General features: G+C 53.7%; 21 protein-coding genes. 2 read left to right on the plus strand and 19 right to left on the minus strand.

Features of this window, described 5'->3' with window-relative positions:
- Positions 1 to 8 precede the first annotated feature (8 nt).
- The 8 genes from trpB to leuC form a co-directional block, all read right to left on the minus strand.
- Entirely contained in the window at positions 9 to 1,220 is a 1,212-nt protein-coding gene (gene trpB, locus NFC81_RS09405) for a tryptophan synthase subunit beta (RefSeq protein ID WP_304994232.1), read from the minus strand.
- Positions 1,213 to 1,878, minus strand: a complete 666-nt coding sequence (locus NFC81_RS09410; protein ID WP_304994233.1) for a phosphoribosylanthranilate isomerase — start codon at positions 1,876 to 1,878, stop codon at positions 1,213 to 1,215. The genes trpB and NFC81_RS09410 overlap by 8 nt, the downstream gene beginning before the upstream one ends.
- Entirely contained in the window at positions 1,872 to 2,720 is an 849-nt protein-coding gene (truA, locus tag NFC81_RS09415) for a tRNA pseudouridine(38-40) synthase TruA (protein ID WP_304994234.1), read from the minus strand. The genes NFC81_RS09410 and truA overlap by 7 nt, the downstream gene beginning before the upstream one ends.
- Before the next feature lie 211 nt (positions 2,721 to 2,931).
- A complete protein-coding gene (locus tag NFC81_RS09420) occupies positions 2,932 to 5,688 on the minus strand; it encodes a FimV/HubP family polar landmark protein (protein ID WP_304994235.1) in 2,757 nt (918 codons plus the stop codon).
- Positions 5,689 to 6,104: 416 nt separating this feature from the next.
- A complete protein-coding gene (asd, locus tag NFC81_RS09425; protein ID WP_304994236.1) occupies positions 6,105 to 7,214 on the minus strand; it encodes an aspartate-semialdehyde dehydrogenase in 1,110 nt (369 codons plus the stop codon).
- Positions 7,215 to 7,222: 8 nt separating this feature from the next.
- Positions 7,223 to 8,302, minus strand: coding sequence for a 3-isopropylmalate dehydrogenase (gene leuB, locus NFC81_RS09430; protein WP_304994237.1), 1,080 nt, complete (start codon positions 8,300 to 8,302; stop codon positions 7,223 to 7,225).
- A gap of 363 nt (positions 8,303 to 8,665) precedes the next feature.
- Positions 8,666 to 9,301, minus strand: coding sequence for a 3-isopropylmalate dehydratase small subunit (leuD, locus tag NFC81_RS09435; protein ID WP_304994238.1), 636 nt, complete (start codon positions 9,299 to 9,301; stop codon positions 8,666 to 8,668).
- A complete protein-coding gene (gene leuC / locus NFC81_RS09440) occupies positions 9,298 to 10,728 on the minus strand; it encodes a 3-isopropylmalate dehydratase large subunit (protein WP_304994239.1) in 1,431 nt (476 codons plus the stop codon). The genes leuD and leuC overlap by 4 nt, the downstream gene beginning before the upstream one ends.
- A 442-nt stretch (positions 10,729 to 11,170) precedes the next feature.
- On the opposite strand from leuC, the gene NFC81_RS09445 reads away from it, so the two are divergent.
- Positions 11,171 to 12,055 carry a LysR family transcriptional regulator gene (locus NFC81_RS09445; RefSeq protein ID WP_304994240.1) on the plus strand — a complete coding sequence of 295 codons (885 nt, stop codon included), beginning with the start codon at positions 11,171 to 11,173 and terminating at the stop codon, positions 12,053 to 12,055.
- Here NFC81_RS09445 and rrtA read toward each other — a convergent pair.
- Positions 12,014 to 12,631 (minus strand): rhombosortase, encoded by a 618-nt coding sequence (rrtA, locus tag NFC81_RS09450; protein WP_304994241.1) that lies wholly within the window; start codon positions 12,629 to 12,631, stop codon positions 12,014 to 12,016. The genes NFC81_RS09445 and rrtA overlap by 42 nt on opposite strands.
- Before the next feature lie 93 nt (positions 12,632 to 12,724).
- Here rrtA and NFC81_RS09455 point away from each other — a divergent pair, with 93 nt between their 5' ends.
- Complete coding sequence (locus NFC81_RS09455; RefSeq protein ID WP_304994242.1) at positions 12,725 to 13,624, plus strand: recombination-associated protein RdgC; 900 nt, start codon at positions 12,725 to 12,727, stop codon at positions 13,622 to 13,624.
- Here the strand turns inward: NFC81_RS09455 and NFC81_RS09460 are convergent.
- The 10 genes from NFC81_RS09460 to NFC81_RS09505 form a co-directional block, all read right to left on the minus strand.
- A complete protein-coding gene (locus tag NFC81_RS09460) occupies positions 13,609 to 14,097 on the minus strand; it encodes a DUF2489 domain-containing protein (RefSeq protein ID WP_304994243.1) in 489 nt (162 codons plus the stop codon). The two genes, NFC81_RS09455 and NFC81_RS09460, sit on opposite strands and share 16 nt — an antisense overlap.
- Complete coding sequence (locus tag NFC81_RS09465; protein ID WP_304994244.1) at positions 14,094 to 14,384, minus strand: YheU family protein; 291 nt, start codon at positions 14,382 to 14,384, stop codon at positions 14,094 to 14,096. Before NFC81_RS09465 ends, NFC81_RS09460 begins: the two co-directional genes overlap by 4 nt.
- A complete protein-coding gene (locus NFC81_RS09470) occupies positions 14,365 to 14,799 on the minus strand; it encodes a hypothetical protein (protein ID WP_304994245.1) in 435 nt (144 codons plus the stop codon). Before NFC81_RS09470 ends, NFC81_RS09465 begins: the two co-directional genes overlap by 20 nt.
- Positions 14,799 to 16,832, minus strand: coding sequence for an NAD-dependent DNA ligase LigA (ligA, locus tag NFC81_RS09475; protein ID WP_304994246.1), 2,034 nt, complete (start codon positions 16,830 to 16,832; stop codon positions 14,799 to 14,801). The genes NFC81_RS09470 and ligA overlap by 1 nt, the downstream gene beginning before the upstream one ends.
- An 11-nt stretch (positions 16,833 to 16,843) precedes the next feature.
- The gene (zipA, locus tag NFC81_RS09480; RefSeq protein ID WP_304994247.1) at positions 16,844 to 17,914 is read right to left on the minus strand and encodes a cell division protein ZipA; all 1,071 of its coding nucleotides are present in this window, start codon (positions 17,912 to 17,914) and stop codon (positions 16,844 to 16,846) included.
- Between the two features lie 95 nt (positions 17,915 to 18,009).
- Positions 18,010 to 21,504, minus strand: coding sequence for a chromosome segregation protein SMC (gene smc, locus NFC81_RS09485; protein WP_304994248.1), 3,495 nt, complete (start codon positions 21,502 to 21,504; stop codon positions 18,010 to 18,012).
- A gap of 134 nt (positions 21,505 to 21,638) precedes the next feature.
- Positions 21,639 to 22,859 carry a c-type cytochrome biogenesis protein CcmI gene (ccmI, locus tag NFC81_RS09490; RefSeq protein ID WP_304994249.1) on the minus strand — a complete coding sequence of 407 codons (1,221 nt, stop codon included), beginning with the start codon at positions 22,857 to 22,859 and terminating at the stop codon, positions 21,639 to 21,641.
- Positions 22,860 to 22,861: 2 nt separating this feature from the next.
- Complete coding sequence (locus NFC81_RS09495) at positions 22,862 to 23,398, minus strand: cytochrome c-type biogenesis protein (RefSeq protein WP_304994250.1); 537 nt, start codon at positions 23,396 to 23,398, stop codon at positions 22,862 to 22,864.
- The gene (locus tag NFC81_RS09500; protein ID WP_304994251.1) at positions 23,395 to 23,919 is read right to left on the minus strand and encodes a DsbE family thiol:disulfide interchange protein; all 525 of its coding nucleotides are present in this window, start codon (positions 23,917 to 23,919) and stop codon (positions 23,395 to 23,397) included. Before NFC81_RS09500 ends, NFC81_RS09495 begins: the two co-directional genes overlap by 4 nt.
- The gene (locus NFC81_RS09505; RefSeq protein WP_304994252.1) at positions 23,919 to 25,868 is read right to left on the minus strand and encodes a heme lyase CcmF/NrfE family subunit; all 1,950 of its coding nucleotides are present in this window, start codon (positions 25,866 to 25,868) and stop codon (positions 23,919 to 23,921) included. The genes NFC81_RS09500 and NFC81_RS09505 overlap by 1 nt, the downstream gene beginning before the upstream one ends.
- Position 25,869: the final 1 nt, after the last annotated feature.

Here is a 25,869-nt window from a genome sequence, read left to right on the forward strand (position 1 = left end):
CTCTCCGTTTAAACCTGCATGCCATCTAAGGCGGCGACTGTATGAACGTCTTTGTCACCGCGACCAGACAGATTCACAATGATGCGCTTGCCCTTGCCCATTTCCTTTGCCAACTTCTTGGCATACGCAATAGCGTGCGCAGACTCAAGCGCAGGCATAATACCTTCCACACGAGTGAGTTCATGAAAAGCGGCCAAGGCCTCTGTATCGGTGACCGACACATAGTTAGCACGCCCTTCATCTTTTAACCAACTGTGTTCTGGTCCCACACCCGGATAATCCAAACCGGCAGATACCGAGTGTGTTCCCATGATTTGACCGTTCTCGTCGGCCATAATGTAGGTGCGGTTGCCGTGCAGAATACCCGGGCGGCCAGCGCTCAGCGGCGCGGCATGACGACCTGTTTCTACACCGTCTCCGCCTGCCTCTACACCGTATATGGCGACACTCTCATCATTTAAAAATTCATGGAACAAGCCAATCGCGTTGGAACCACCACCTACACAGGCAACCAGGGCGTCAGGCAAACAACCCGCTTGCTCCTGCAGTTGACGCTTGGCTTCCCGGCCAATAATGGCGTGAAAGTCGCGCACCAACATGGGGTATGGATGCGGGCCCGCTACAGTGCCAATGATGTAGTAAGTGTCGTCAACATTGGTTACCCAATCACGCATGGCTTCATTCAACGCATCTTTCAACGTGCGTGTACCTGAGGTAACTGGCACCACGGTGGCACCCAGCAACCGCATGCGGTACACGTTGAGCTTCTGTCGCTCGACGTCATCAACACCCATGTAAACAACGCATTCGAGACCCAGGCGCGCCGCAACAGTGGCAGTAGCCACACCGTGCTGACCAGCGCCGGTTTCGGCGATAACCCGCTTCTTGCCTACGTGCTTAGCCAGCAAGGCTTGGCCAATGGCGTTGTTGATTTTGTGTGAACCCGTGTGATTAAGGTCTTCGCGTTTCAAATAGACGTCTGCACCACCCCACTCACGACTGAGGCGCTCAGCCAAATAGAGTGGGGACGGGCGACCTACATAGTGTGCCAAGTCACGATCAAAGTCCGCTTGAAACGCAGCGTCGTTTTTTAGCTCATTATAAATGCGCTCTAGATCATCCAACGCTGCCATTAAGGTTTCCGAGGCAAAGCGTCCGCCATGCATACCGAAGTGACCGCGGGCATCAGGCATTTGGAAGTAGTCTTTACGTTCAGTCATGGTGCTTATCCTCTTGTCTAACAGCGGCAATAAATGCCTGAATTCTTTGTGTACTCTTAACGCCTTTGCTGGCTTCCACCCCACCACTGACATCCACAGCATAGGGATGCAAAGTACGAATGGCTGTCGCGACGTTGTCGGGGGCCAACCCACCGGCCAATATAATGCGGCTACGCCAGCGCTCTGGAATCCTCGACCAGTCGAATTGCTCGCCCGTACCGCCGGGTAAATCCGGATGCCATGCATCCAGCAACAAGCCACGCGCACTGGGCCACTGCTCGAGCGTGGCCTCAATATCAAGACCTGGCGCCATGCGAATGGCTTTTATAAAGGGGCGTCCGAACTGACGACAAAAGGCATCATCTTCATCGCCATGAAACTGCAACAGGTCAATATTGCATTCGTTCAACAACTGCTCAACCAACTCGGGTTGCGGATTAACCACCAACCCGACACTGGTCACAAAGGGTGGTATCCCGGCGATCAACTCCGCGGCCTCGGCTGGAGAGACAGCGCGCGGGCTGGGTGGGTAAAACACAAAACCCAAAGCATCAGCACCCGCGTGCACGGCGGCTAAGACATGCTCGTGTTCGCGTAAACCACAAATTTTAATGCGCGTACGCATTGGAGCGCCTGACTCAAGTACTTGCTCTACCATAAATGCTCTCCTAAGAATGCCGGGCCCAACGAGGGCTCAGGCAACTCAAATGCGGTGGCGTATTCCGCGCGCACGAAATACAAACCATCCGGTCTCGCAGTGACCCCGCCCTCGCGGCGCGAACGCCCTGCCAGCACCTCCGCAGCCCATTCAACGGAGGCCTCACCGCTGCCAATGCTCAGCAAGACACCGGCAATATTGCGCACCATGTGATGCAAGAACGCATTGGCACGTACATCAATGATCACCAACCTACCCTGCCTAACCACGCGGCAGTGATAAAGTGTCTTCACTGGGCTATGTGCTTGACATGCCGCTGCCCGAAAGGCTGAAAAATCATGTTCACCAACGAAGCTGTTTGCCGCCAATTGCATCCGTGAAACGGACAAGGGGCGCTTCTCCCATGTCATCCCATTGCGCAGTACCGCCGATGGAATCGGGTGGTTGTAGATCACATACCGATAACGCCTGGCTTGCGCCATAAACCGCGCGTGAAACGTCTGCGGCATGGGTTTAATCCATTGCACACTGATGTCACTGGGCAAATTCGAATTAGCACCCAGCATCCACCCATACGGCGACCGATGAGCAGAGGTATCAAAGTGGGCCACCTGCCCGGTGGCATGTACACCTGCATCGGTACGCCCAGCACAAAATAATCGCACAGGGTGCGCCGCAACCTTCGACAACGCGGCTTCCAACGTATCCTGCACCGTGCGCGCACTGCCCGATTGCGACTGCCAACCGGAGTACTCAGAGCCCATATATTCCACCCCAAGCGCGATGCGTTGGTGATGATCTACATGATCAGGTGCAAAGACTTCCGTCAGGTGTTCCGCCATAGATACCTCTCAAAGCGATAAAGCAAAGTTAACACAATCGTTTAGTTTGATGCAACAGGGAGATTCAGCACAATGGCTAAGGAATTTCTGAAGTGTTTTAGACACACAAAAGCCGACTCAGTTTGCCTGCTGTTGCAGGATCACCGATGTCGGCTTTAATTTGAGCTACATTTTCACGCCACTAGAGCGAGCGCTGTAGTTTTTTAGTCTCCTACAGTTTGCGGACTAAGGCCTCTGCCTCCGCTTTCTGCTCAGCACTGCCTTCTTCCATAACCTCGGCTAGGATATCGCGTGCACCTTCAGCGTCGTCCATATCAATGTAGGCACGCGCCAAATCAAGTTTCGTGGACACTTCATCCGATCCTGCCAAGAAGTCAAAATCGTCGTCCCAGTCATCACTGGATTCGATGTCGGCTTTTGCTGTTTGTTCAGTAAACTCGTCATCAGCAGCACTGAACGTCATATCGTCAGCCAAATCAAAATCTTCTAATCCACCATCCGTTAATGCCGTATCACCGGTCGTGCGGTCGAAGTCACCAAGATCGGACAAATCACCCAGATCAGCAAAGTCATCGGCGTCGAGTGACGCTTCAGGTTCTTCATCCGACAACTGATCTAAAGTATCAGACAATGAACGCGTGAAATCGTCGTCCATCTTGAGCTCAGGAATCTCTGTATCCGACTCGCCTTTGTCCATGTCCAGTGAAGGCAATTCATCAGGCTCGTCATCCAAAGACGATAGGTCAAAGTCCATATCCAAGCTGAGATCTTCCGCTTCACGCTCTGCCGAAGTGCCCGCTGAAGACTCCTCTGGCACCGCCCAGTCACCCAAATCAAAATCCATACTGTTGTCGTCAGCCGCTGACTTGACTGGCGCATCTGCCAACACGTCGGCTTCGTCATTCAGTTCGGGTAAGTCGATATCAAGACTCAATTCATCTTCCAAACCGGCATCCAGCTCGGGCAGACTGTCCGAAGCGCTGGTATCTAATCGCTCGGTCTCGTCAATGAAGTCAAGGGACAAGTCCTCATCTGATTCGGCCAAGGACGGAGAAGAGGCATCCCACTCATCGCCCACATCCAAATCAAGGTCTAAATCGAGATCAGCAAAGTCATCGTCGGAATCTGCTGCATTGCTTCCCGCCGCCTTACTCACGGCAGGCGCTGCTGCTGACAGTTGGGCGCGTAAACGTGCAACAGCGTCTTGCTCGGCATTACCCACCTTGGCAGCCAATGCTTCAAATGCATCTGCCTGACCAGACTCAGCATACAACTCCAGCAACTTGAGCTGCAACGCTGCATGTCCAGGTTCATCACTCAGTGCTTGTTTAAGTACGGACTCGGCTTCATCGAAGCGCTGAAAAGCGATATAGAGTTCAGCATTTTCTATCGCTTCGGCACTGGCCCCACTGTTCTGTTGAAAGGTAGTACTGGCAGGAGGTGCATAACTCTGCTGCTCGGGATCATCATCACCCGACAACTCCAAGTCGTCATCAAAGCCGTCGAACGCACCACTGTCGCTCTCACCAGCCACCTCAGCAGAAAAGTCTTCTTCCTCCTGTTTCCGGCGTCGAGCAATGGCACCCATAGCAATAACGACAAACAGCGCTAACGCAACAATAGCCGCGTTGATGGGTTGCGATACCCACTTAATCATTCGATCGAGCCAACCCATCACTTGATCCATCAGCGTTGGCGGTGGTGCCATAGGCTCTAGCACGATAGTTGGTGGCGTAGTATCGGGTGTTGCAGACATGCTCGGCTGATCTGAGGCGGCCGGGGTCTCCGGCACCATGGTCTGGTCTTGCTCTACTTCCTCAGCCAAGGCTCGAGCGGCAGCCTGCAAGTCAGCGGCTGATGCGCTTTGCAACTCCATCATTTGAGAAAGCAACGCTACCTGCTCTTCCAACTCATTCAGGCGGGACAATTGATCTTGGTTCTGGCGTCGTAGCTCGTCGTTCAATTCTTGTTGAATTGCCAGATCATTTTGCACGCGCGCCAACTCCGCACGACTGGCTTCACCTTCCGCACCACCCACATCAGAATCTGTCGGCGTACCTACCAGTTCAAGGAAACCATCAGGATCACGTTGCGCAGGAGCACCTGTAGCGGAGGCGGCATCGCCCGTGGCTGAAATCTGGCTCTGCCCAATCGGTGGTAAACCGCGCAATGCACGGTTCTGGTTGTCTACCTCTGTCACCGCCTGCGCGCGACTGCGCACTACGATTTGCTCACCACTAGGCAGAGTCAGCAAACTTCCGGCCTTTACTCGGTTAATGTTGCCACCAATAAAGGCATCCGGGTTAAGGTCCTGAATAGCCAACATTATTTGTTGCGGCGACTGACTGGGATTCTGACGGGCCCGCAAGGCGATTTCCCACAGGGTATCATTATTCTCAACTCGGTACTGATTGTCGGCCAACTGCTCCTGACGCGGGGTTACTGGCGCAGGTGTGGGACGCGCGGGTTGCGGTGCTGGCGTAACAGTAGCCGTTGGAGGCGTTGCCGGTGCTGCAGACTGGAAAGAAGGCTCTTGAGCAGGAAAAACCTGAATCTGGCCACTCTCACCTTCGGCGAAAACAGGTGGATCTAACAGCAAGGTGTATTCGCGCAACAAACGCCCACCGGGCCAGGTCAACTCGACCAAAAAGTCGAGAAAGGGTTCTTCTACGGTATCTGTCGTGCTCAAATCTACGACAATGGCAGAGCCAACTTGACGCAGAGAAAAGTCAATCTGGGTAAGGAAGAAGGGCCTTTCTATCCCAGCCCGACTGAAGTCTGTGGCGGAGGCCAGGCGCACATTTAAGTCCTGCACCGAGAAGTCGCCGGGACTGGTGATTCGAATTTCTGCTTCCAAGGGTTCTGTTAAAGCAGACCGAAGAGTAATCTCTCCCAATCCAACCGCTGAAGCAAACCCGGCAACACAAAACAATGTGATTGCACTGACTACCGCAAACAAGCGCGTCATATACCCTGTTCCTTTAACTACTGTACGACTATGTCTTCGCGCTAATGTACCCAAAGACGCTACCTAACAGTACCGCTTTTGTTTTAAAAAGCGGTACTTTTCACATTTCCGTACAGATATTCTTCTTGTTAATGACATAACTGAATTTAATATTCCGCCAAGTATTGAATATATGGCGGCTGTACGCAAGCTACCTGCAACCAGCGTGCCATCAATTTGCGCCATTATTCTGACATAACCTCCGCGATTAACAGGCAAACATCGACTAGGGTAGAGGAAAATCGCTCAGAACAGTGCAGAGCGAAATACCACTGCCCGACACAACTTTGACACTCGGCGGTTTGATTTTGGGCCCGCATACAAAAAAGGGACGGCTTTGCAGCCATCCCTTTTTAATGTGCGGCTCAGGCCACCTCTTAGCTTTGCAATATCGTTAGCATACGACGCAATGGCTCCGCCGCACCCCACAACAATTGATCACCGACCGTAAACGCAGAAATATATTCTGGCCCCATATTCAACTTGCGAATACGGCCAATCGGTACCGTTAAAGTACCGTTCACTTTCGCGGGCGACAAATCGGCGATGCTCAGCTCACGATCATTAGGCACCACTTTCACCCAATCATTGTGTGTCGCCAAAATCTGTTCGATTTCACCCACCGACAGGTCTTTCTTGAGTTTGATGGTCAACGCTTGGCTATGACAACGCATGGCACCGATCCGCACGCAAATACCATCAATAGGTACCTGGCGATCTGAACGACCCAAAATTTTGTTGGTTTCAACCTGTGCTTTCCATTCTTCTTTGCTCTGTCCGCTTTCCATGGCCTTGTCGATCCATGGAATCAGACTACCCGCCAACGGAGCACCAAAGTTTTGTGTCGGAAACTCGTCTGAACGCATGGTTTCAGCCACTTGACGATCCACTTCCAGAATAGCCGAAGCCGGGTCATTAACCTGCTCCGCAACAGATTCGTTGATAGCACCCATCTGCTTGATCAACTCTTTCATGTTTTGCGCACCCGCGCCGGAAGCCGCCTGATACGTCATCGGGCTCACCCACTCGATCAAGTCTTTTTCAAACAAGCCACCCAGAGCAATCAGCATCAAGGATACCGTGCAATTACCGCCAACAAAGGTCTTGGTGCCATCGGCCAATGCCTGATCAATAACGCCACGGTTGACCGGATCGAGAATCAAAACTGCATCATCTTTCATGCGCAATGTCGACGCAGCGTCTATCCAGTATCCGCTCCAACCTGCATCACGCAGCGGCTGATACACCTCGGTTGTGTAGTCACCACCCTGACAGGTAATGATGACGTCCATGGCCTGCAGTGCGCTGATATCACGCGCATCTTGCAACAAAGGAATCTCTTTGCCCACATCAGGGCCAGCGATACCAACCTGTGACGTACTGAAAAACACAGGGGCGATATTCGCAAAGTCGTTTTCGGCACGCATGCGGTCCATTAATACGGAACCGACCATTCCGCGCCATCCTACAAATCCTACTTTTAACATGATATTCCTCACTCGTTGAGTGCTTTAAGGACTGCTTGTCCCATTTCTGCCGTAGTGACCTTACGTGCTCCTTCGCTCATGATGTCGGCGGTACGCAAGCCAGCATCCAACACGCGGCTCACTGCCGCTTCAATAGCGTCCGCCGCAGCGGCTGCCTGCAAGGAGTAACGTAACATCATGGCGACCGACAAAATGGTCGCCAGTGGGTTTGCAATGCCCTGTCCGGCGATATCAGGAGCACTGCCGTGTATGGGCTCGTACATGCCTTGCTGCTGATCGTTTAACGAGGCAGATGGTAGCATGCCGATGGAGCCGGTGAGCATGGCGGCGCAGTCAGACAATATGTCGCCGAACATGTTGCCGGTGACCATAACGTCAAACTGCTTCGGCGCCCGCACAAGCTGCATTGCGGCGTTGTCGACGTACATGTGGCTGAGTTCCACTTCGGGGTATTCAGCACTGATGCGGGTCATGACTTCGCGCCACAGCACGGTCACTTCCAGTACATTGGCCTTGTCTACGGAGCAAACGCGTTTGTCGCGTTTCATGGCCGCTTGGAAGGCGACGTGAGCGATGCGCTCTATCTCTGGTTCGCTGTATATGTAGGTATTATACCCTTCTCGCACGCCTTTTTCATTGGTACGAATACCGCGGGGCTCGCCAAAGTAAATGCCACCGGTCAGTTCGCGCACAATAAGGATATCCAGACCGGATACGATTTCGGGACGCAAGCTGGACGCTGCGGCCAATTGCGGATACAGAATAGCCGGACGCAAGTTGGCGAATAGGTTCAAGTTAGAACGCAAGCCCAGCAAGCCTTTTTCGGGCCGCAGCGCCATTTCCAGCTTGTCCCATTTTGGGCCACCGACAGCACCCAACAGGATAGCGTCGGAGTTTTTCGCTGCATTCAGCGTTGACTCAGGCAGTGGGCCGCCCGTTGCGTCAATGGCGGCGCCGCCGACCAGACCTTCATTCAATTCAATACCCAGCTGATACCGTTCGTTCGCCCACTCCAGCACTTTTACCGCTTCGGTGACAATTTCCGGCCCGATTCCATCACCCGGCAATACCAATACGTTTCTGCTCACTGACTTTCTCCTAATTCTGTTCTGACCCACCAATTCATAATTCCTACCAGGTTGAGTGGTGGCAATAAGGTGTTGCATGGACGCCGTAAATGCATCCATGCAGGCTCGTTGCGGACGTCCTGTCCGCAAACGCCATGAAACACCTTATTGCCACCACTCAACCGAGCGCTAAGCATCACGGTAAATATCATGTCGCGCCCATTAAACGCACAGTCTCCAGACTGGCAACCAGCTACCGTGTTCTGGGTACTGGGTATGCTGGTAGCGGGCGTCCTGCCGCCAGGACGGCGGCAGCGAGCCTGCATGGATGCATTTACGGCGTCCCGCTACCAGCATACCCAGTACCCAAGAACACCGAGGAGGTTAAAAGAGCCAAGGCGCATCAATCTTGCGTTTTTCTTCGTACGCGCGAATTGTATCCGCGCGCTCCAGTGTTAAGCCGATGTCATCGAGCCCATTGATCAAGCAATGCTTGCGGAAGCTGTCGACCTCAAAAGACCATGACTGACCCGTCGATGTGCGCACTTCTTGCGCCGGCAAATCGACGGTTAACTCAAAACCTGGCTCGGCGTACATCGCCGCAAACAACTGCGCCACAGCAGACTCTGGCAGGATGACGGGCAAAACACCGTTCTTGAAACAGTTATTGTAGAAAATATCCGCATAACTCGGTGCAATGATGACACGGAAACCAAAGTCTTCGAGTGCCCAAGGTGCGTGCTCACGGCTCGACCCACAACCGAAGTTCTCCTGCGCCAACAGAATGCTCGCACCCTGATAACGCTCCTGATTCAGCGGGAAGTCAGGGTTCAACGGACGCTGACTATTGTCCATGCCCGGCTCGCCTTCATCGAGGTACCGTAACTCGTCGAACAGGTTTGGGCCAAAGCCGCTGCGCTTAATGGATTTCAAGAACTGCTTCGGAATGATCATGTCGGTATCGACATTGGCACGGTCCATCGGTGCGACCAAGCCTTGGTGTACAGTTAATGCTTTCATGCTTGGGCACTCCATTCTCTGACGTCAACAAAGTGGCCAGCCACCGCTGCGGCTGCGGCCATCGCCGGGCTAACCAAATGCGTACGCCCACCGAAGCCCTGACGGCCTTCAAAGTTGCGGTTGGAGGTCGAGGCGCAATGCTCACCAGCGCCCAGTTTGTCGGCATTCATTGCCAAACACATAGAACATCCGGGCTCACGCCATTCAAAACCAGCCGCAGTGAATACCTGATCCAACCCTTCGGCTTCCGCTTGCTTCTTAACCAAGCCCGAGCCCGGCACGACCAAGGCTTGCTTCAAGCTGCTGGCCACGCGCTTGCCTTTAACCACGGCGGCGGCGGCGCGCAAATCTTCAATACGCGAATTGGTGCACGAGCCGATAAAGACGCGGTCCAATTTGATGTCGGTAATGGCCTGACCTTCTTGCAAGCCCATGTATTCCAAGGCACGTGCCAAGCCAGTACGACGGCTGTCGCTGTTCATATCGGCCATGGTCGGCACTTTGCTGGTTACACTCGCCACCATCTCTGGCGACGTACCCCAGGTTACCTGTGGCTCTATGTCTTTGGCGTCAATGACGACGACCTTGTCAAAATGTGCATCGTCATCGCTGACCAAATCACGCCAGCTCGCTACGGCCTGCTCCCACTGCTCGCCCTTGGGCGCAAAGGGGCGGCCCTTAAAATAGTCGATGGTGGTCTGATCCACCGCGACCATGCCGGCACGTGCGCCCGCTTCGATGGCCATGTTACAGACCGTCATGCGGCCTTCCATCGACAGGCTCTGAATCGCTGAGCCGCCAAATTCAATGGCGCAGCCGTTGCCGCCAGCGGTACCTATCACGCCAATGATGTGTAATACGACGTCTTTGGCGGTAACACCCGCACCCAGTTCGCCATCAACACGCACCAGCATGTTCTGCATTTTCTGCTGTATCAAACACTGTGTAGCCAGTACGTGTTCAACTTCGGACGTGCCAATACCATGCGCGAGTGCGCCAAAGGCGCCGTGCGTGGAGGTGTGCGAGTCGCCACAGACGATGGTCATGCCGGGCAAGGTTGCGCCCTGCTCTGGCCCCATGACGTGGACGATGCCTTGGCGTTCGTCACCCATGTCAAACTTGAGGATGCCGAGTTCGCTGCAGTTGTCGTCTAATGTTTGTACCTGAATACGTGAGATCGGGTCGACGATACCGGCGATGCCCGATTTCCGCTCTTCGACGGTGGTCGGTACGTTGTGGTCTGGTGTGGCGATGTTCGCATCCAGTCGCCACGGTTTACGCCCTGCAAGGCGCAGGCCTTCAAACGCTTGTGGCGAGGTAACTTCATGCAACAACTGTCGATCAATATAGATGAGACAGCTACCATCATCGCGGGCCTCTACGAGGTGTGCGTCCCACAACTTGTCATACAATGTTTTACCAGCCACGCTGACACTCCTACTCTCATTATTTTTTTCGGACCCGACACTGTGCAAGGTGCACCGGCTGACTCTTAGGCCTCTTTCAGGGACGCCGTAAACCCATCCATGGGGGCTCGTTGCGGACTTCCTGTCCGCAAACGCCCTTAAAGAGGCCTAAGAGCCCACCGTCACACCGCTAGCCCTTCAGCACGCCCAAACCATTGAAAAACACATGATGAGTGGCTGTAGAGGCTAGGCACTGGCGCAGGGGCAGCCTGCAAGGTGCGTGTGCCGCCATGGATGGCGGCAACGAGCCTACAGGGACGTATTTACGGCGTCTCCTGAAAGGCTGGGTCTGCACCAGTGCCGGGTTATTCTGGTATTTCTTTAATGGAAGGAATTTTAACGCTTGCATAAAAATAAAACAAATTCATAATTTTTATGCAATTGATAACCAATAGGAATGCGAATGGACATCCAAGGCTTGCAAGCGTTTCTCGCGGTCAGCACTTATGGCAGCTTTTCTGAGGCGGCACTGCGACTGCACCTCACGCAACCAGCGATCAGCAAACGCATACAGAATCTTGAACACCAACTGGGCACCGCCTTATTTGACCGCATCGGACGTAAGATCCACCTGACAGACGCCGGCAAAGCCCTGATCCCTGCCGCGCAGCGCATTATACAGGAAATGGACAATGCCACGCGCACCATGCAGAACCTAGCCAACCTCGTAGCGGGCAAGCTGTCCTTTGCCACCAGCCACCACATCGGCCTGCACCGACTGCCCGCGTTATTACAGAGATTCAATGAAAGCCACCCACAGGTCGAGCTGGACATTCATTTTCTGGAATCGGAACTCGCCTATCAAGCAGTGGAAAAACGCGAAGTTGAACTCGCGTTCGTAACCATGACGGGCCAGCAGAGCCGCGTCCTACAGCAAGAGAAACTGTGGCACGATGAACTCACCTTCGTCGCATCGCCGCGCCATTTTCTAGCGCGCAAGATGGATCTGCAACTGAACGAGTTGTGCTACACCCCCGCTATTTTGCCTTATGAAACCTCGGCGACCTACCAGGTGATTCGCCAACAATTCGAGAAGCGCAAACTACCGATTAAAACATCGCTGCCAGTGAACTATCTGGAAACCATCAAGATGATGGTATCAGTGGGACTCGGCTGGAGTGTGTTGCCTACCATCATGATGGATGAGCAGTTGACCGAGCTGTCTGTAGCGAGCGAGCCACTGAGCCGGTCGCTGGGCATTATCTGGCTTAAAGAGCGCACCTTGTCGAATGCTGCCCAAGCTTTCTTAGCGCAAACGCGGGCGGTACAAGCCCAGATGCGACGCTAGCAGAACGAATGCCGCCACCATTGCGCCCAATACCGCGCCGTACAAATGCGCAACGGTGAGCACCTCACCCGTTAAGTCCCCTAAATACGATGGCATAGACTGACCAGCCTGCAGCCACTTTTCGCCACTCAACTTAATGCCAATGAGCGCGGCCAAGGCTGTTTGCCACGGGCGTGATAAGTGAGGGCTTAGCACGATGGCTAGGAGTACCCAGCCATGCAGGGTACCTGAAAAACCGCGATAAATAGCCACATCGGGCTGTCCGAAATGAATGGCGCCACTGAGCAGAATACTCAGCAACGCCAGCACCAGCAATCCAGTCCAGCGATTCATCCAATGTGGCGCCAGCAGGGTTGCCAATAGCAATCCTGCGGCATTGACCAACGTATGCGGCAGATTGCCGTGCGCGAAGTGCCCGCTTAGCATCACCCACCAATGACCAGACTCGAGCGCCGACCGTGAGTACTGCCAGGCATCAACCCAGAGCAGCCCCAGAAAACAGCCCAGTACCGCTACCCATGGCGTTATGTAGTTCAGATTCATGCTGCATAGAATATCAAAGTCGTTGGCGAACATCTGAAATAATCTGCATATCTGGCCGTTGTCGTTTGCCCTTTGCACCGAAATTCGCTACAAAGCCTGTTCGATTTTCGGCAGGATATTTCTACTGTGTGGTTTAAAAACGCTTTTGTTTATCAAGTACGTGACACCGAATTTTTACAGCGCCTTCGCCAAGGTGCGAATTTGGAACAGCATGCCTTTCATCATTGCTTGCCGACGCAGCCGGTCAGTTTAGGCCTGATACCACCGCATGGAGAAATGACCGAATTGCAGTTGGCTACACAGGACTTCTTAGTCTGGCAGCTGCGCCGCGAAGAACGCTTGCTTCCCAGTGCGGTGGTGAACGAAGCGTTGGCCGATAAAATCAGTGAGTTGCAGCGCAAAGAAGATCGTCGCGTCGGCCGCAATGAGAAGATGGACCTGAAAGACGAGGTCACTTTGGAGCTGTTGCCCCGTGCGTTTACGCGCAGTCAGCGGCACATGGTGATTGCCGACCTTAAATCCGGCTGGCTGTATGTCCAATGTGGCAGCGAAGCACGCGCCGACGACATCACTGCGTTCTTGCGCGACGCCTTTGACGAGCTGCCAGTACTGCCGCTGGGCTCGCTGTGTCAGCCGGAGCCCGTCATTGCTGAGTGGCTGATCAGCGGTGAGCTGCCGGAAGGCATTACGGTGATGGACGAGCTGGCTTTGCGCCATGGCACCGAAGACGGCACCATCAAGGTACGTCAACTGCCATGGGACAGTGAAGAAGTACAAAACTTGTTGAGCGTTGGCTATCGACCCAGTGAGGTACTACTGAATTGGAACGAACAAATCACCGTTCTGTTGAACGACAAATGCGTCTTCAAACGTCTGAAGTACGCCGATGACATGCTGGAACAAGCAGCGCAAGAAGGTGGTGATTCGGCGCTGGCAGAATGGGAAGCGGGCCTCCACATCATGACAGCGGCGCTGCGCAGTCTAGCTGATCAAACGCTGCTGTGGTTTCGTCAGGATCCGGCCTGACGCCTGGCTGAACCGGTAGTAGTAAACACGTAAGACTCCAACACACGAGCAGACGCCAATAACTCAACTTTGTGCGCTTGCTCGTGCTGTTCCCGCTCGTCGTCTTGGCGTTTGCGCTCGACCGGACTCAGGGCTTTGCGCGCATCGTGCGTCGCCATATCCTTCACTGCCTCATACAGACGATCAAACACAGCAAATTGGTCACGCTCCTGCTGCTCGAGCTCTAATCCATCCATCAGATGTTTAATGCGAATAGCGCCCTCTGACGGATTCAAATCCTCGTGTACCAAGTTGGCGGCAATGATCTGAATACTCTCTTGTAGAAAGGCTTCATGCGCTTGTTTTTTCCGCTCAAACTCAGCATCGTGCTGCGCTTGCTTTTGCCGATGCTGATACAACTTATAGTGCAACCAGCCAGCGTAACCGGCCAAGGCCAATAGAATGGCCAACGCCAAGATAACCCATACCATCATTTCATCACCTTACCTTGTTCTTTCATCATTTGCGCAAAATCGCGCGTACGAAACAGGCGGCAGCTCTGCGCAACGCCATCAAACACCAAGATCCAGTCACCGTGCACCAATCCCGCTTTGACGTTTTCCATTTGCGCATTGACGTCAAAGTTTTCTACGGTATGGTCAGCCAATTCGCTGATCAGGTGCGCCTGTATGACACCTTCAAGTGCGTCGTCCGACAACTCTTGCCACGGAATCTGAACAATGTCCTCAACACTCACATCGTCACTGTTTGAATAATCCAAGTTCATGCTCCCATTCACAATGTACTCGCATGTCCTTGCTGCCCGGTGCGTGAAAGTCACCCTGACTCTCCCAAGAAAAAACGTGCTTACCACTCAGTTCTGTTTCAAGATAGACAGTCGCAGAGCGCCAATACATGGCCAGTAGCAAGCGCTCAAACTTGCTCATCCAGCGCTCCCACTCATATTCTACCGCACGGTACGAACCGGCAAACTGAATCAAGGGCGTGATATAGGTGCCCTGCTCTTCATGGATACCTGGCAAGTGAAACATATCTGCCGTGAGAAAGGGAAACACGTCGGACTGGCCTAAGGCCAGCACGGCATTGCGATTGGTTTGCCGATAATGCAAACTTTGAAAGCGATCATGTGAGGATACGGAACGAATGACGCCATAGACCAGCGTTTCCTGATCCATCAGTTTGCTCCAAGCAACGCTTGCCGCCGCGCCAGCCAACCGGCCTCATCTAATACCGGGATACCCAACGATTCGGCCTTGGTCAACTTGCTCCCCGCTCCCGGGCCAGCGATCAAACAGGTTGTTTGCGCACTCACACTGCCCACTACCTTGGCTCCCAAGGCTTGTAAATCAGCTTTTACTTCGTCGCGCGTCGCTGTTTCCAGTTTACCGGTGACCACCCAAGTCTCTCCTACTAAGGGTTGAGCGTCGACAGATGGCACTTCAATAGCAGGCCATTGTATGCCCTGCCCAATCAGACTGCGGATCTCATCCACATTGTGTTCTTGCTCAAAAAACTGACGAATATGCTTCGCCATGATTGGCCCAACATCGGTGACAGCGATCAATGCCTCTTCGCTGGCACGCATCAAGGCGTCGAGGTGACCAAAATGCAACGCCAGATTACGTGCGGTGGTTTCACCAACCTCACGGATACCCAACGCAAACAGGAAGCGTGGCAAGGTAGTCTGCTTGCTCTTGGCTAGCGCGTCGATGGTATTTTGCGCGGACTTCTCGCCCATGCGATCCAACGCCATCAGCTGATCAAAGGTTAACCGATACAGGTCGGAGAACTGCATTACCCATTGTTTTTCAATCAACGTTTCCAGCAATTTCTCGCCTACGCCATCAATGTCCATGGCCTTGCGCGATACAAAGTGTTTCAACGCCTCTAAGCGCTGTGCCCCACAGGTTACTCCGCCAGTACAGCGGGCAATGACTTCACCCTCCAAGCGCTCAATCGGAGCATCGCAAACAGGGCAATGATCTGGCAGAGGTACCTTGCGCGCATTGCTGGGACGACGCTCAGGCACAGCACGCAGCACCTTGGGAATCACATCGCCAGCCCGATGAATGATGACCGTGTCGCCCTCATGCAGATCCAACCGGGCGATTTCATCCATATTATGCAGGGTTGCATTGCTGACCATCACCCCACCAACCAGCACCGGCTGCAAACGCGCTACCGGTGTCACCGCACCGGTACGACCGATCTGAAAGTCGATGCGCTCCAACACCGTCAACTCTTCTTGCGCCGGGAATTTATACGCCGTGGCCCACCGCGGCGCCCGCGATACCATACCCAAGCGCTCTTGCAATGATACCGCATCGACTTTAAACACCACGCCGTCTATGTCGTAAGGCAAAGCATCGCGCTTGGCGGCGATATCATCGTAGTAAGCTTGCAGCGCCTCCGTACCCGTTATGCGCTGCATTTCCGGATTAATACGAAAGCCCCACTGGTGAAAAAGACGCAAGCGGTCGAAATGGCTGTCTGGTAACAGGGCACCGTCTATCTCGCCATAACCATAACAGCAGAATTCCAAGGGCCGCTTAGCCGTCACAGCAGGGTCGATCTGACGCAAGCTGCCCGAAGCGGCATTACGCGGGTTCATATAGGTCTTTTCACCAGCGGCCAATGCCTGTTCATTCAGTCGCTGAAAACCCCCACGCGGCATGTAGATTTCGCCTCGGACTTCCAACACTGGCGGGAAACCTGAACCCTGTAAACGCAGTGGCACTGAGGGTATGGTGCGCACATTTGCGGTGATGTTTTCACCCGCCGTGCCGTCGCCACGTGTGGCTGCCTGTACCAAGGCTCCTTGCTCATAGCGCAATGTCACGGCAATACCGTCCAGCTTCGGCTCACAACAAAATGCCTGAGCTTCCCGAACGCCCTCTTTATCCAATCGCTCAGCAACGCGCCGACAAAACGCGACAAGGTCATCAGCGGAGAAAGCGTTGTCGAGTGACAACATGGGCACCGCATGTTCAACCGGGGTGAAACCACCGATGAGAGGGGCACCTACACGCTGCGTTGGGGAGTCAGGAGTGACCAGTTCGGGGTGTTGTTCTTCCAGTTGTTTCAGCTCATGAAACAGGCGGTCATATTCCGCATCGGGAACCGTGGGTTCATCCAGTACATAATAGGCGTAGTTATGCTTCTGCAGCTGCTCGCGCAGAGCGGCTATTTGCTGTTCAATCGCTTTCATAGTCGCTCTGATTAAACCCTTTTGACCAACTGGGTGCGCTGGAAGTCGCGGATACGCTCTCGGTAGTGCTCTAAGGTTTGCGCGGTCATCACACTGCGGCTGTCGTCGTACAGATCACCGCGCAAGTGTTCGCCCAGGGTGCGTGCCGTGTGATACATGGCATCAAAGGCATCCAAAGGCTTCGCCTGGCAAGGCAGTTGCAAGAAGAAGGTTACACCACGCGTGGCGAAATGCTCGACGTTGTCGATATCAAAAGTGCCGGGATTAAAGGCATTAGCCGCACTGTACTGCAAGAGACCCTGCTCGTCCGTGGCGTGAAAGATGTTCATATTGCCAAAGCGCATGCCACAGGCTAATAAAATCTCCAATAAGGCTGCACCGGTAAATTCATAATCTTCACGTGCCAGAACGGTGATCACAATGACCGCTTCCGGCTCGGCCAACATTTGCTCGCCAGGTTCATCGGCGATCATGTCAGCCTCGCCCCAGGGCAATTCTGATTCATCGGCTACCGTTGGCTTAGCATCTCTCGCCGCCGCAGAGTCCATCAACCCATCCACCCAAGCATCGTTGAGCTGCTCAGTAAATTGTCTGGGCTCAGTGTGTTGTTCGTCATCAGACTGAGGATCAAAGAACGAACTGTCTTCACCTTGGGCATTGGTGTCTTCGACGTAGTCAACGGGTGCACTCACATCGGCTTGAGGCGCAAAATCATGTCGACGCTCGTCGGCGTCAGTCGTTGATGTTTCCGCAAGGGGTTGCAGGTCAAAGGCGTATTGGCCTTCTCGCAGCTCATCGTCATCGGCTTCAAGCTCTGGCTCAGACTCAACCGAGTCGACCAGCATAGGAACCTTTTCTGTGAGCTGCAATTTACGAGTGCGCTCTTCAATAGCGACGGATCGTTCATCACGCGCCGCTACTCGCTTCACTTCAATGTCGGCTTCCGGTTCGCGCCGATGCAAATTCGGCGTGCGGTAATTACCTCGGTACTTCTGCTGCCGCTTAACGCGACGCCAGGCATCCGCTGCCAATACGACCATCAGAATGATGGCTAATACGATGATCCACTCTCGCACGTCCATTGAATCGATACTCTGCTATATAGTTGGTTGCTGCATTTCATGCAGGCCAGATTCTAACCTGACAATTCGTCGGACAGTGATCCGACCTACCAAGGTTACGATGCCACCATTTCGACGGCTTCATCGAGGTTAACCGACACCAAGCGCGATACGCCGGGCTCGTTCATGGTAACACCCATCAGCTGATGTGCAATTTCCATGGCGACCTTGTTGTGGGTAATGTAGATGAATTCTACCTGTTCGGACATGGCTTCGACCAGTCGCGAGAAGCGCGCCACGTTGGCGTCGTCCAATGGTGCATCGACTTCGTCCAGCATACAGAATGGTGCCGGATTCAAACGGAAGATGGAAAACACCAAAGCAATGGCCGTGAGCGCCTTCTCACCACCCGACAACAGGTGAATGGTGGCGTTCTTCTTGCCCGGCGGGCGGGCCATGATGGCTACGCCGGTGTCGAGCAGGTCCTCCCCCGTCATCTCTAGATACGCATGCCCGCCCCCGAACACTTTGGGGAAAAGTTCTTGTAAACCCTGATTCACTTGGTCAAATGTCGTCTTAAAGCGCGTGCGCGTCTCCTTGTCGATCTTTCTGATCGCGCCCTCAAGGGTCTCCAACGCGCGCTCCAAATCATCGTTTTGCTGGTCGAGATACTGCTTGCGTTCATTCTGTACCGCGTATTCATCAATAGCCGCCAAGTTGATTGGCCCTAAGCGCTGAATACGCTGATTCAACTGTTCAATCAGTTGTTCACACTGCGCAATGGTCAAGTCTTCTGGCAAGTTCTGCAACAAGGTATTTAAATGATACTGTTGTTCTTGCAGCTGCTCTTCTACCGTGGCTTTGCGGGTTTCGAAGCGTTCCAAGTCCATTTGCTGTTGTTGTATGCGTTGTTGCTGCAGCGCAATGGCCTGCTCGAGACGCAAACGATGCTGTTCGAAACCGCGCATTTGCTCATGGTAGCGTTCCGTTTCGGCCCGCGCCTGCTCAAGCTGCTCAGCCAGGTCCAGTTGCCGAGCAACCTTCTCTTCCAGCTCTTCGCGCAAGGTATCGTCTGGGTCAATCAGCCCCTGGATATCCATGTGCAGCTCTTCTGCCCGCTCATCCATTTGCTTTTGTTGCAAGTCTGCTCGCCCTAAGCCGCTGCGCAACGACTCAGACTGGCTTTGCAAACCATGGACTTTCAATTCCAGACTGTGACGCTGTTGCTCTGCTTCGCGTTGGCGCGCTCGCAAGTCTTCCAACACCTGACGGGCATCGTCACGACGCTCGCGTAGGTGCTCTTTGTCTTCTGCGGTGTCGTCGTTCTGCTGCGCCACAGCAAGTTGCTCACGCGCGTCTTGCAGCGCTTGAAACTCACGTTCGTATTCTTGTTCAGTGTCTTTCAGCTCACTGCGATAACGATGCAGAGACTGCTGCATCGCCTGATTCGAAGCACTGAGCGCAGACACGCGCGTTTCAACTTCGTGAACGCGACGACGTGCTTCATCCAACTGAGCCCGATGCTGCTGCCACTGTTGCTCACTGGCATCAATGGTGAGTTGAGAGGCTTCTAAATTCAGTTCGGCATCTTCTACTTCGAATTCCAACTCGTCGACAGCGGCCTCTAGTTCTTCCAACTTCTGTTGCTGCGCCAACAGCCCTTCACGATCAGCGGTACTGCGAAACACTCGCACCCAGCCGGGGCCCATCCACACGCCGTCGCGGGTTATCACACTACCATTGGCATCCAGTTGCGCCACGCGCGCCCGCGCGTCAACCACTGAATCAGCAACCAGGACGCTGTTTAACTGGGTAATAAGCGCTGCCGGTCCCTGCACACCTTCGGCGAGCGACCCAGCCTTAACCGGTGGCATCGGCTGCCCATCGTCCAACCAGTTTAAGCGCGCCTCCGGCAAGTGTTCCCAAGCCAGTTCCGGCAAACCATTCGCAGGCAACACATGGCTCTGTAACCAATGCCCTAACACCCACTCCACGGCCTGTGCCCATGGCCCAGAAACCTCCAGGCGCTCCATGACTTGTGGGCTGCGTTGTAACTGCCAACGGTTTAGCCAGTCTTTGACTTGTACTGTATCTCCGGCTTGTGCCTGTAACACCGCCTTGAGCCGAGTAATTTCCTGCTGTTGCTGGCTGAGCTTCTGACGCAAAGTCTGTACATGATCACGCCGTTGCTGCTGTTGCTCACGCTGTGTCTGCAAGGCATCTTCACTGGACAGCGCTTGCTCTTCAGCGTCAGACAGGCGCTGTTGTACCGTTTCACGTTCCAGCTCCAGTTGCATCAACTGTTCGGTTGCCGGGTCGTCTTCGAGCTTAGCCAGCTCCATCTGCAAACGTTCACGGCGCTGCGTTAACTGGTGAATTTGCCTCTCGGCTTGCTCAATGCGTGAACGCAGTCGCTCTGACTGCCGTGCGGCTTCTGCCGAACCAAGGCTGTATTCCAACCACTGCTCTTCGTACTGCCGGAACAACAGCTCTTGCTCCTGCGTCTGCTCGATCGCAATTGCTGCCTCTTCCTGCCAGTGTTCCAGCTCCGGACGCAGCATGGTCAGCTGCTCCTCCATCTCCTCAAGCTGAGCTTTATCCGCTTCGTGATGCTGACGCAGCTCGTGCCGGTCACGTTCTATGCGACGGATTTGTTCTTGCAGTTGCTGAACTTTTTCGCGCTGATGCGCTGACTGCTGTTCCAAGCGGGCAATCTCATTACCCATTTCATAATAGGCTTTCTGTACGGTCTGAAAACGGTCATTGGCGTCTTCATTGGCCAGCCGTATCTCTTCCGTTTCGGCTTCACGCTCACGCAATTCAGCGGTTTGGGCTTCGCGGTCGCGTTCTGCTTCGGCCAATTGCTGACGAATAACTTGCGCATCCTGATCCAGTTCTCGCCATCGCAACGCACTCAACTGCGCCCGCTGCTGTTTCTCGTCAGCTTTGTATTGGCGGTACTTCTCTGCCGCCTGCGCTTGACGCTCCAAGTGCGCCAACTGGCGCTGCAGCTCGTCACGAATGTCGGTCAGGCGTTCAAGGTTCTCAGCCGTTCGCCGCATGCGGTTTTCGGTTTCCCGGCGACGGTCCTTATACTTTGAGATACCCGCCGCCTCTTCCAAAAACACCCGCAGTTCTTCGGGCTTGGATTCAATCAGACGAGAAATCATGCCCTGCTCGATGATGGCGTAACTACGCGGACCTAACCCAGTACCGGCAAACAGGTCGGTGATGTCTCTGCGACGACACTTGCTGCCGTTTAGATAATAGGTTGATTGGCCGTCACGCGTGACTTTTCGCTTGATGGAAATTTCATTGTATTGGGCGTATGGGCCTGAAAGCGTGTGGTCACTGTTATCGAAAATCAACTCCACCGTACATTGCGCCACTGGTTTACGGCGGGTAGAACCATTGAAGATAACGTCTGTCATGGCTTCGCCACGCAGATTTTTGGCCGAGGACTCGCCCATTACCCAGCGCACCGCGTCAATGGTGTTGGATTTACCACAGCCGTTAGGCCCAACGATCGCTGTCAGGTTATTGGGGAACGGGATGTGGGTAGGGTCTACAAAGGACTTGAACCCTGCCAGCTTGATACTCTTCAGTCGCATAGAGAGTGCATGCCTTGCGCCAACTTATTGTTATCCATTCAAGGGATTGTAGAGGGTTTTTGTCATGAACAAAATACACCAAAGGCGGCCCTGCACAGATGCAGACCCGCCTTTGTTTACGACTTCATTGTCGATCAACGACCTATAGCAGTAAAACTCAGTAGTACGGACGTATCATCACCCAAGGTAGCGACTCGAATCATCGGCGCTTCATGCGTAGCCTGCCCCAAGTCTGCATTGCCGCCTGGGGAAACAAAGGCCGTTACCTCAACCTCTTCGTAGTCGGACAGACGCGCATCATCAGACATCCGATCATTATCCGTCAGGGTGAGCCGGCTGGGCATCTGGTCTACCCGGAAACGTTGCACGGCGATCGGTACACCACCACCAACGGGGCGCGCCAATACGAACACAACAGACTGCAAGTTCACGTCTATAGGCAGGGGCGTGAATACCACATCGACACGATGCGGGGTACGCTCAGCTACTTCGAAATCGGGCTCTTGACCTAACCGCTCCTGAGCGGCGCGAATTCCACCAATCACCGTTTCGCGCCCGCTACCTTCAGGCACCAGATCGGCAAACATCTGCCATACGTCAATGGCCTGTTGATATTCGCCGCTGGCAAAATAGGCGACACCTAGCGTACCCAGTGCCTGAATATTTTCAGGGTTAAGGCGTATAGCCTCGCGGAAATCACGCTCAACACTTTCGTTCCACATTTGACCAGCAAGAAAGAAATGCAGCTGCCCGCGACTGGTAAGAATGATCGACAAGTCATCAGGATCAAACTCGCCACGCGCTCGATAACGTTCTTCGACTCGGTCGTAAGCGTCTATCGCCTCAGGAAAGCGACCCGCTTGCGTGTAGGTATCGGCCAACATGAACCAATCCTCAGCGGTCGCCGAAGACTTACCCAAGACGTATGATTCATAGGCCCCCATAAAGGCCATAAAATCCGCTTCACTGCGATCACGCACCTGAGCTTTTTCGTATAGGGCAATTTCTTGCTGCGCTCCCAAAGGCACATATAAAGCCGCCGCACTGACTGCAACCAATATGGTTGCCGCCAATGACCATTTCCAGTTCAAGCGACCACGCGCCTTCATGGTTTCCGTTGCCACTTCTGTCTCGGACAACAGCTGCTTATCTAGCTCTAAGGAAAGGCTCTGAAATTGCTCGTCGTCAATAACACCAGCATTCAGCTCTGCTTCTAACTCAGAACGCCGCAACTCATAAGCCTGCACACGATCTGCATTACGCGCCAAAGTTATTTCACGCGACGATCCGTACAGTGCCGGATAAGCCAACACGACAGCCAACAGTGCCGTCAGCACCAATAACATTGCAAACATGATCATAAATCTTTGCCTACCTGACGCCGCAGTTCAGCCAGTCTGGCTTGCTCTTCGGCGGTCAATTCAGAGTGATGAGTGGGTGTTGTTTGTTCGTCTGCCACGGCATGGGCACGGCGCAGGCCCCAAAAAGCACCAAACAGCCCTAAAACAGTGACCATGATCAGCGCAATTATCCAGATCATGTGGGTGCCAAAACGCGGTCGATAAGTGACGAAATCTCCCCAGCGATCAATCATGAAATCCACAATCTCTTGGTCGCTATAACCCGCCTCCAGCAACTGCGCCGTGCGCTCACGCATATCCAAAGCGATAGGGGCATCGGAGTCAGCAATGCTTTGATTTTGGCAGCGCGGACACCGAAGCTCATGAGTTAGGGTATGGAAGCGACCTTCATAGCTAGGATCGGAAAAGTCACGAATAGATGGTGCGGTGGCACGCTCAGTGGCAGCCTCGGCTAGCAGTGGGGCCGTCACCAGGGTCGCAACAACAAACATCAACAAACGAAGTACTGTGGCGAAACGCGGAGACATCATCATAAGTTGCGATACACCTCTGCCAACGAAGACTCCCAAACACGATGGTCAATAACACCTACATGACGATGTCTGACAATACCTTCCGCATCAACGAAAAAGGTTTCCGGGGCGCCAGTAATACCCAAGTCAAACCCCAACATGCCCAACGGGTCGAACACATTCATAACATAGGGGTTTTTCAGGCGCTCTAGCCAATCCAGCCCACCATCACGGGAATCACGGTAGTTCAGACCCACAATGCGCACACCGTCTGCGGCCAAGTCGTTCAATACCGGATGTTCAATGCGGCAACTGGGGCACCAAGAGCCCCACACATTAAAGAGAAACGGCTCACCAATGATATCAGCGTTGGTCAACGTCTCATTTTCATCATACAGCGACTGCAACTCAAAAGCCGGTAAAGAGCGTCCAATCAAGGTAGACGGCAAGGTTTCGAAGTCTTGATTGGTGGACAAGATATAGCCAAAGATCGTGCCAGCGATCAAGACGATGAAAAAGGGAATAAACAGTGCCCAACGCATTAGCTCGCTCCTAATTTAATTCGTCTATAACGCTTGTCCGCGACCGCCAAGCCTGCACCCACTGACATGATGATCGCACCCAACCAGATCCAGCGCACATAAGGCTTTACCTGCAGCCGCACGGCCCAGTCGCCACTGCTACCTAATTCTTCTGCCATCGACACATAAAGATCACGTGGCAAACGCCCAAGAATACCCGCTTCGGTCATCATCTGGCCGGCCGCTGTGTAAAAGCGCTTCTCTGCCACCAGGCTTCCGATTCGCCCGTTATCGTTGTAGAGGTCAAAGTGCCCCATCTGGGTGATGTAGTTTGGCCCCTCGGCAATTTCGAAGCGTGTAAACTCAAAGGTCCAGTCGCCCAACGTATGGCGATCACCTGGGCCCATGCGCACGTCTGTCTGCATTTCAAACTGCGTCACCATGGTCACACCGACCACCAATACCGCCAACCCGAGATGGCCAAGCACCATGCCGTAATAACTGCGCGAGAGTTTGCGCAGGCCAGACCACAAAGATGAGGCGTTACGGGTACTGTCGTATAGGGCTTTACCCAAACCAAGCACCAACCACCAAGCCAAGGCGAGGCCAAGCACCACACGCCAATGCAAACTGCCGGCATAAAGCCAGTTACAGAAAGCGCCCAAGGCAATAGCAAGTGCGATGTTGTACCCTGCCCAAGTTACCACTGGCTTAACATCATGTTTCTTCCAGCGCACCCATGTACCAATACCCATTAACAGTATTAACAAGGGGGCCAGTAAGACGGTGAGATCATTGAACCACGGCGGCCCGATGGAGATTTTGCGCAAGCCCATCAAATCGTTGGCCACTGGAGCAAAGGTCAAAATAATGATCAACGCAGTAAACAAGGTCAGCATCAGGTTATTGCCGAGCAAAAACATCTCACGCGACATCCATCCGAAGCGCGTAGTGCTTTTCAGGGTGGGCAGTCGAATGGCATACAACAGCAAGGCACCTGCTGTGAACACCACAAAAATACCCAGAATAAACATACCGCGCTGTGGGTCATTGGCAAAGGAGTGTACTGAGGTCAACACCCCAGAACGCACCAGGAAAGTACCCAGCAAGGTCATACAGAATGTGGTGATCGCCAATAGGACCGTCCAGCTCTTATACACCCCACGCTTGTCGGTAGCCGCCAGCGAATGCATCAGTGCTGTACCCGTAAGCCAGGGTATCAAGGACGCGTTCTCGACAGGATCCCAGAACCACCAACCGCCCCAGCCCAATTCGTAGTAAGCCCACCAAGAGCCGAGCGCAATACCCAGGGTCATAAACGCCCATGAAACCGTTGTCCAAGGCCGCGACCAACGGGCCCACGCACTGTCAAGGCGTCCTATCAACAACGCAGCAACGGCAAATGAGAAGGCTACGGAGAATCCGACATAACCCATATAAAGCAAGGGTGGATGGAAGATCAGCCCAATATCCTGCAATAAGGGATTGAGGTCAGCGCCGTCTAACGGAGGGAAAGGCAGTACGCGAGCAAACGGGTTCGAAGTGAAAATCAGGAAGGCATTGAAGGCCGTCAGCACCAACCCCATGACCGCGAGCACCACGGCAACCATATCCAATGGCAGACGGCGGCTAAAGGCCGCAACCACCACCGCCCAAAAGCTGAGAATCATCACCCACAGCAACATGGACCCTTCATGCCCGCCCCATACAGCACTGATTTTATAGTACACAGGCAGTGCGCTATTGGAGTGATTTGCCACGTAACTGACGGTGAAGTCATCCTGTAAAAAATTACGCGTGAGGATAATAAAAGCGATGAACAAAAAAGCCGCACAGCCAAGCGCCATCGGTCGTGCCAAGCGCAACAGCCCAGCGTGTTGACGATAATACCCGACCAACGGAAGAACACCCTGTCCAAGGCTCAAAAAGAACGCAAATATTAGGGCCAGTAGGCCAAATTCAGCAGTCATC

This window comes from Salinispirillum sp. LH 10-3-1 (assembly GCF_030643825.1).
Taxonomy (GTDB): Bacteria; Pseudomonadota; Gammaproteobacteria; order Pseudomonadales; family Natronospirillaceae; genus Salinispirillum.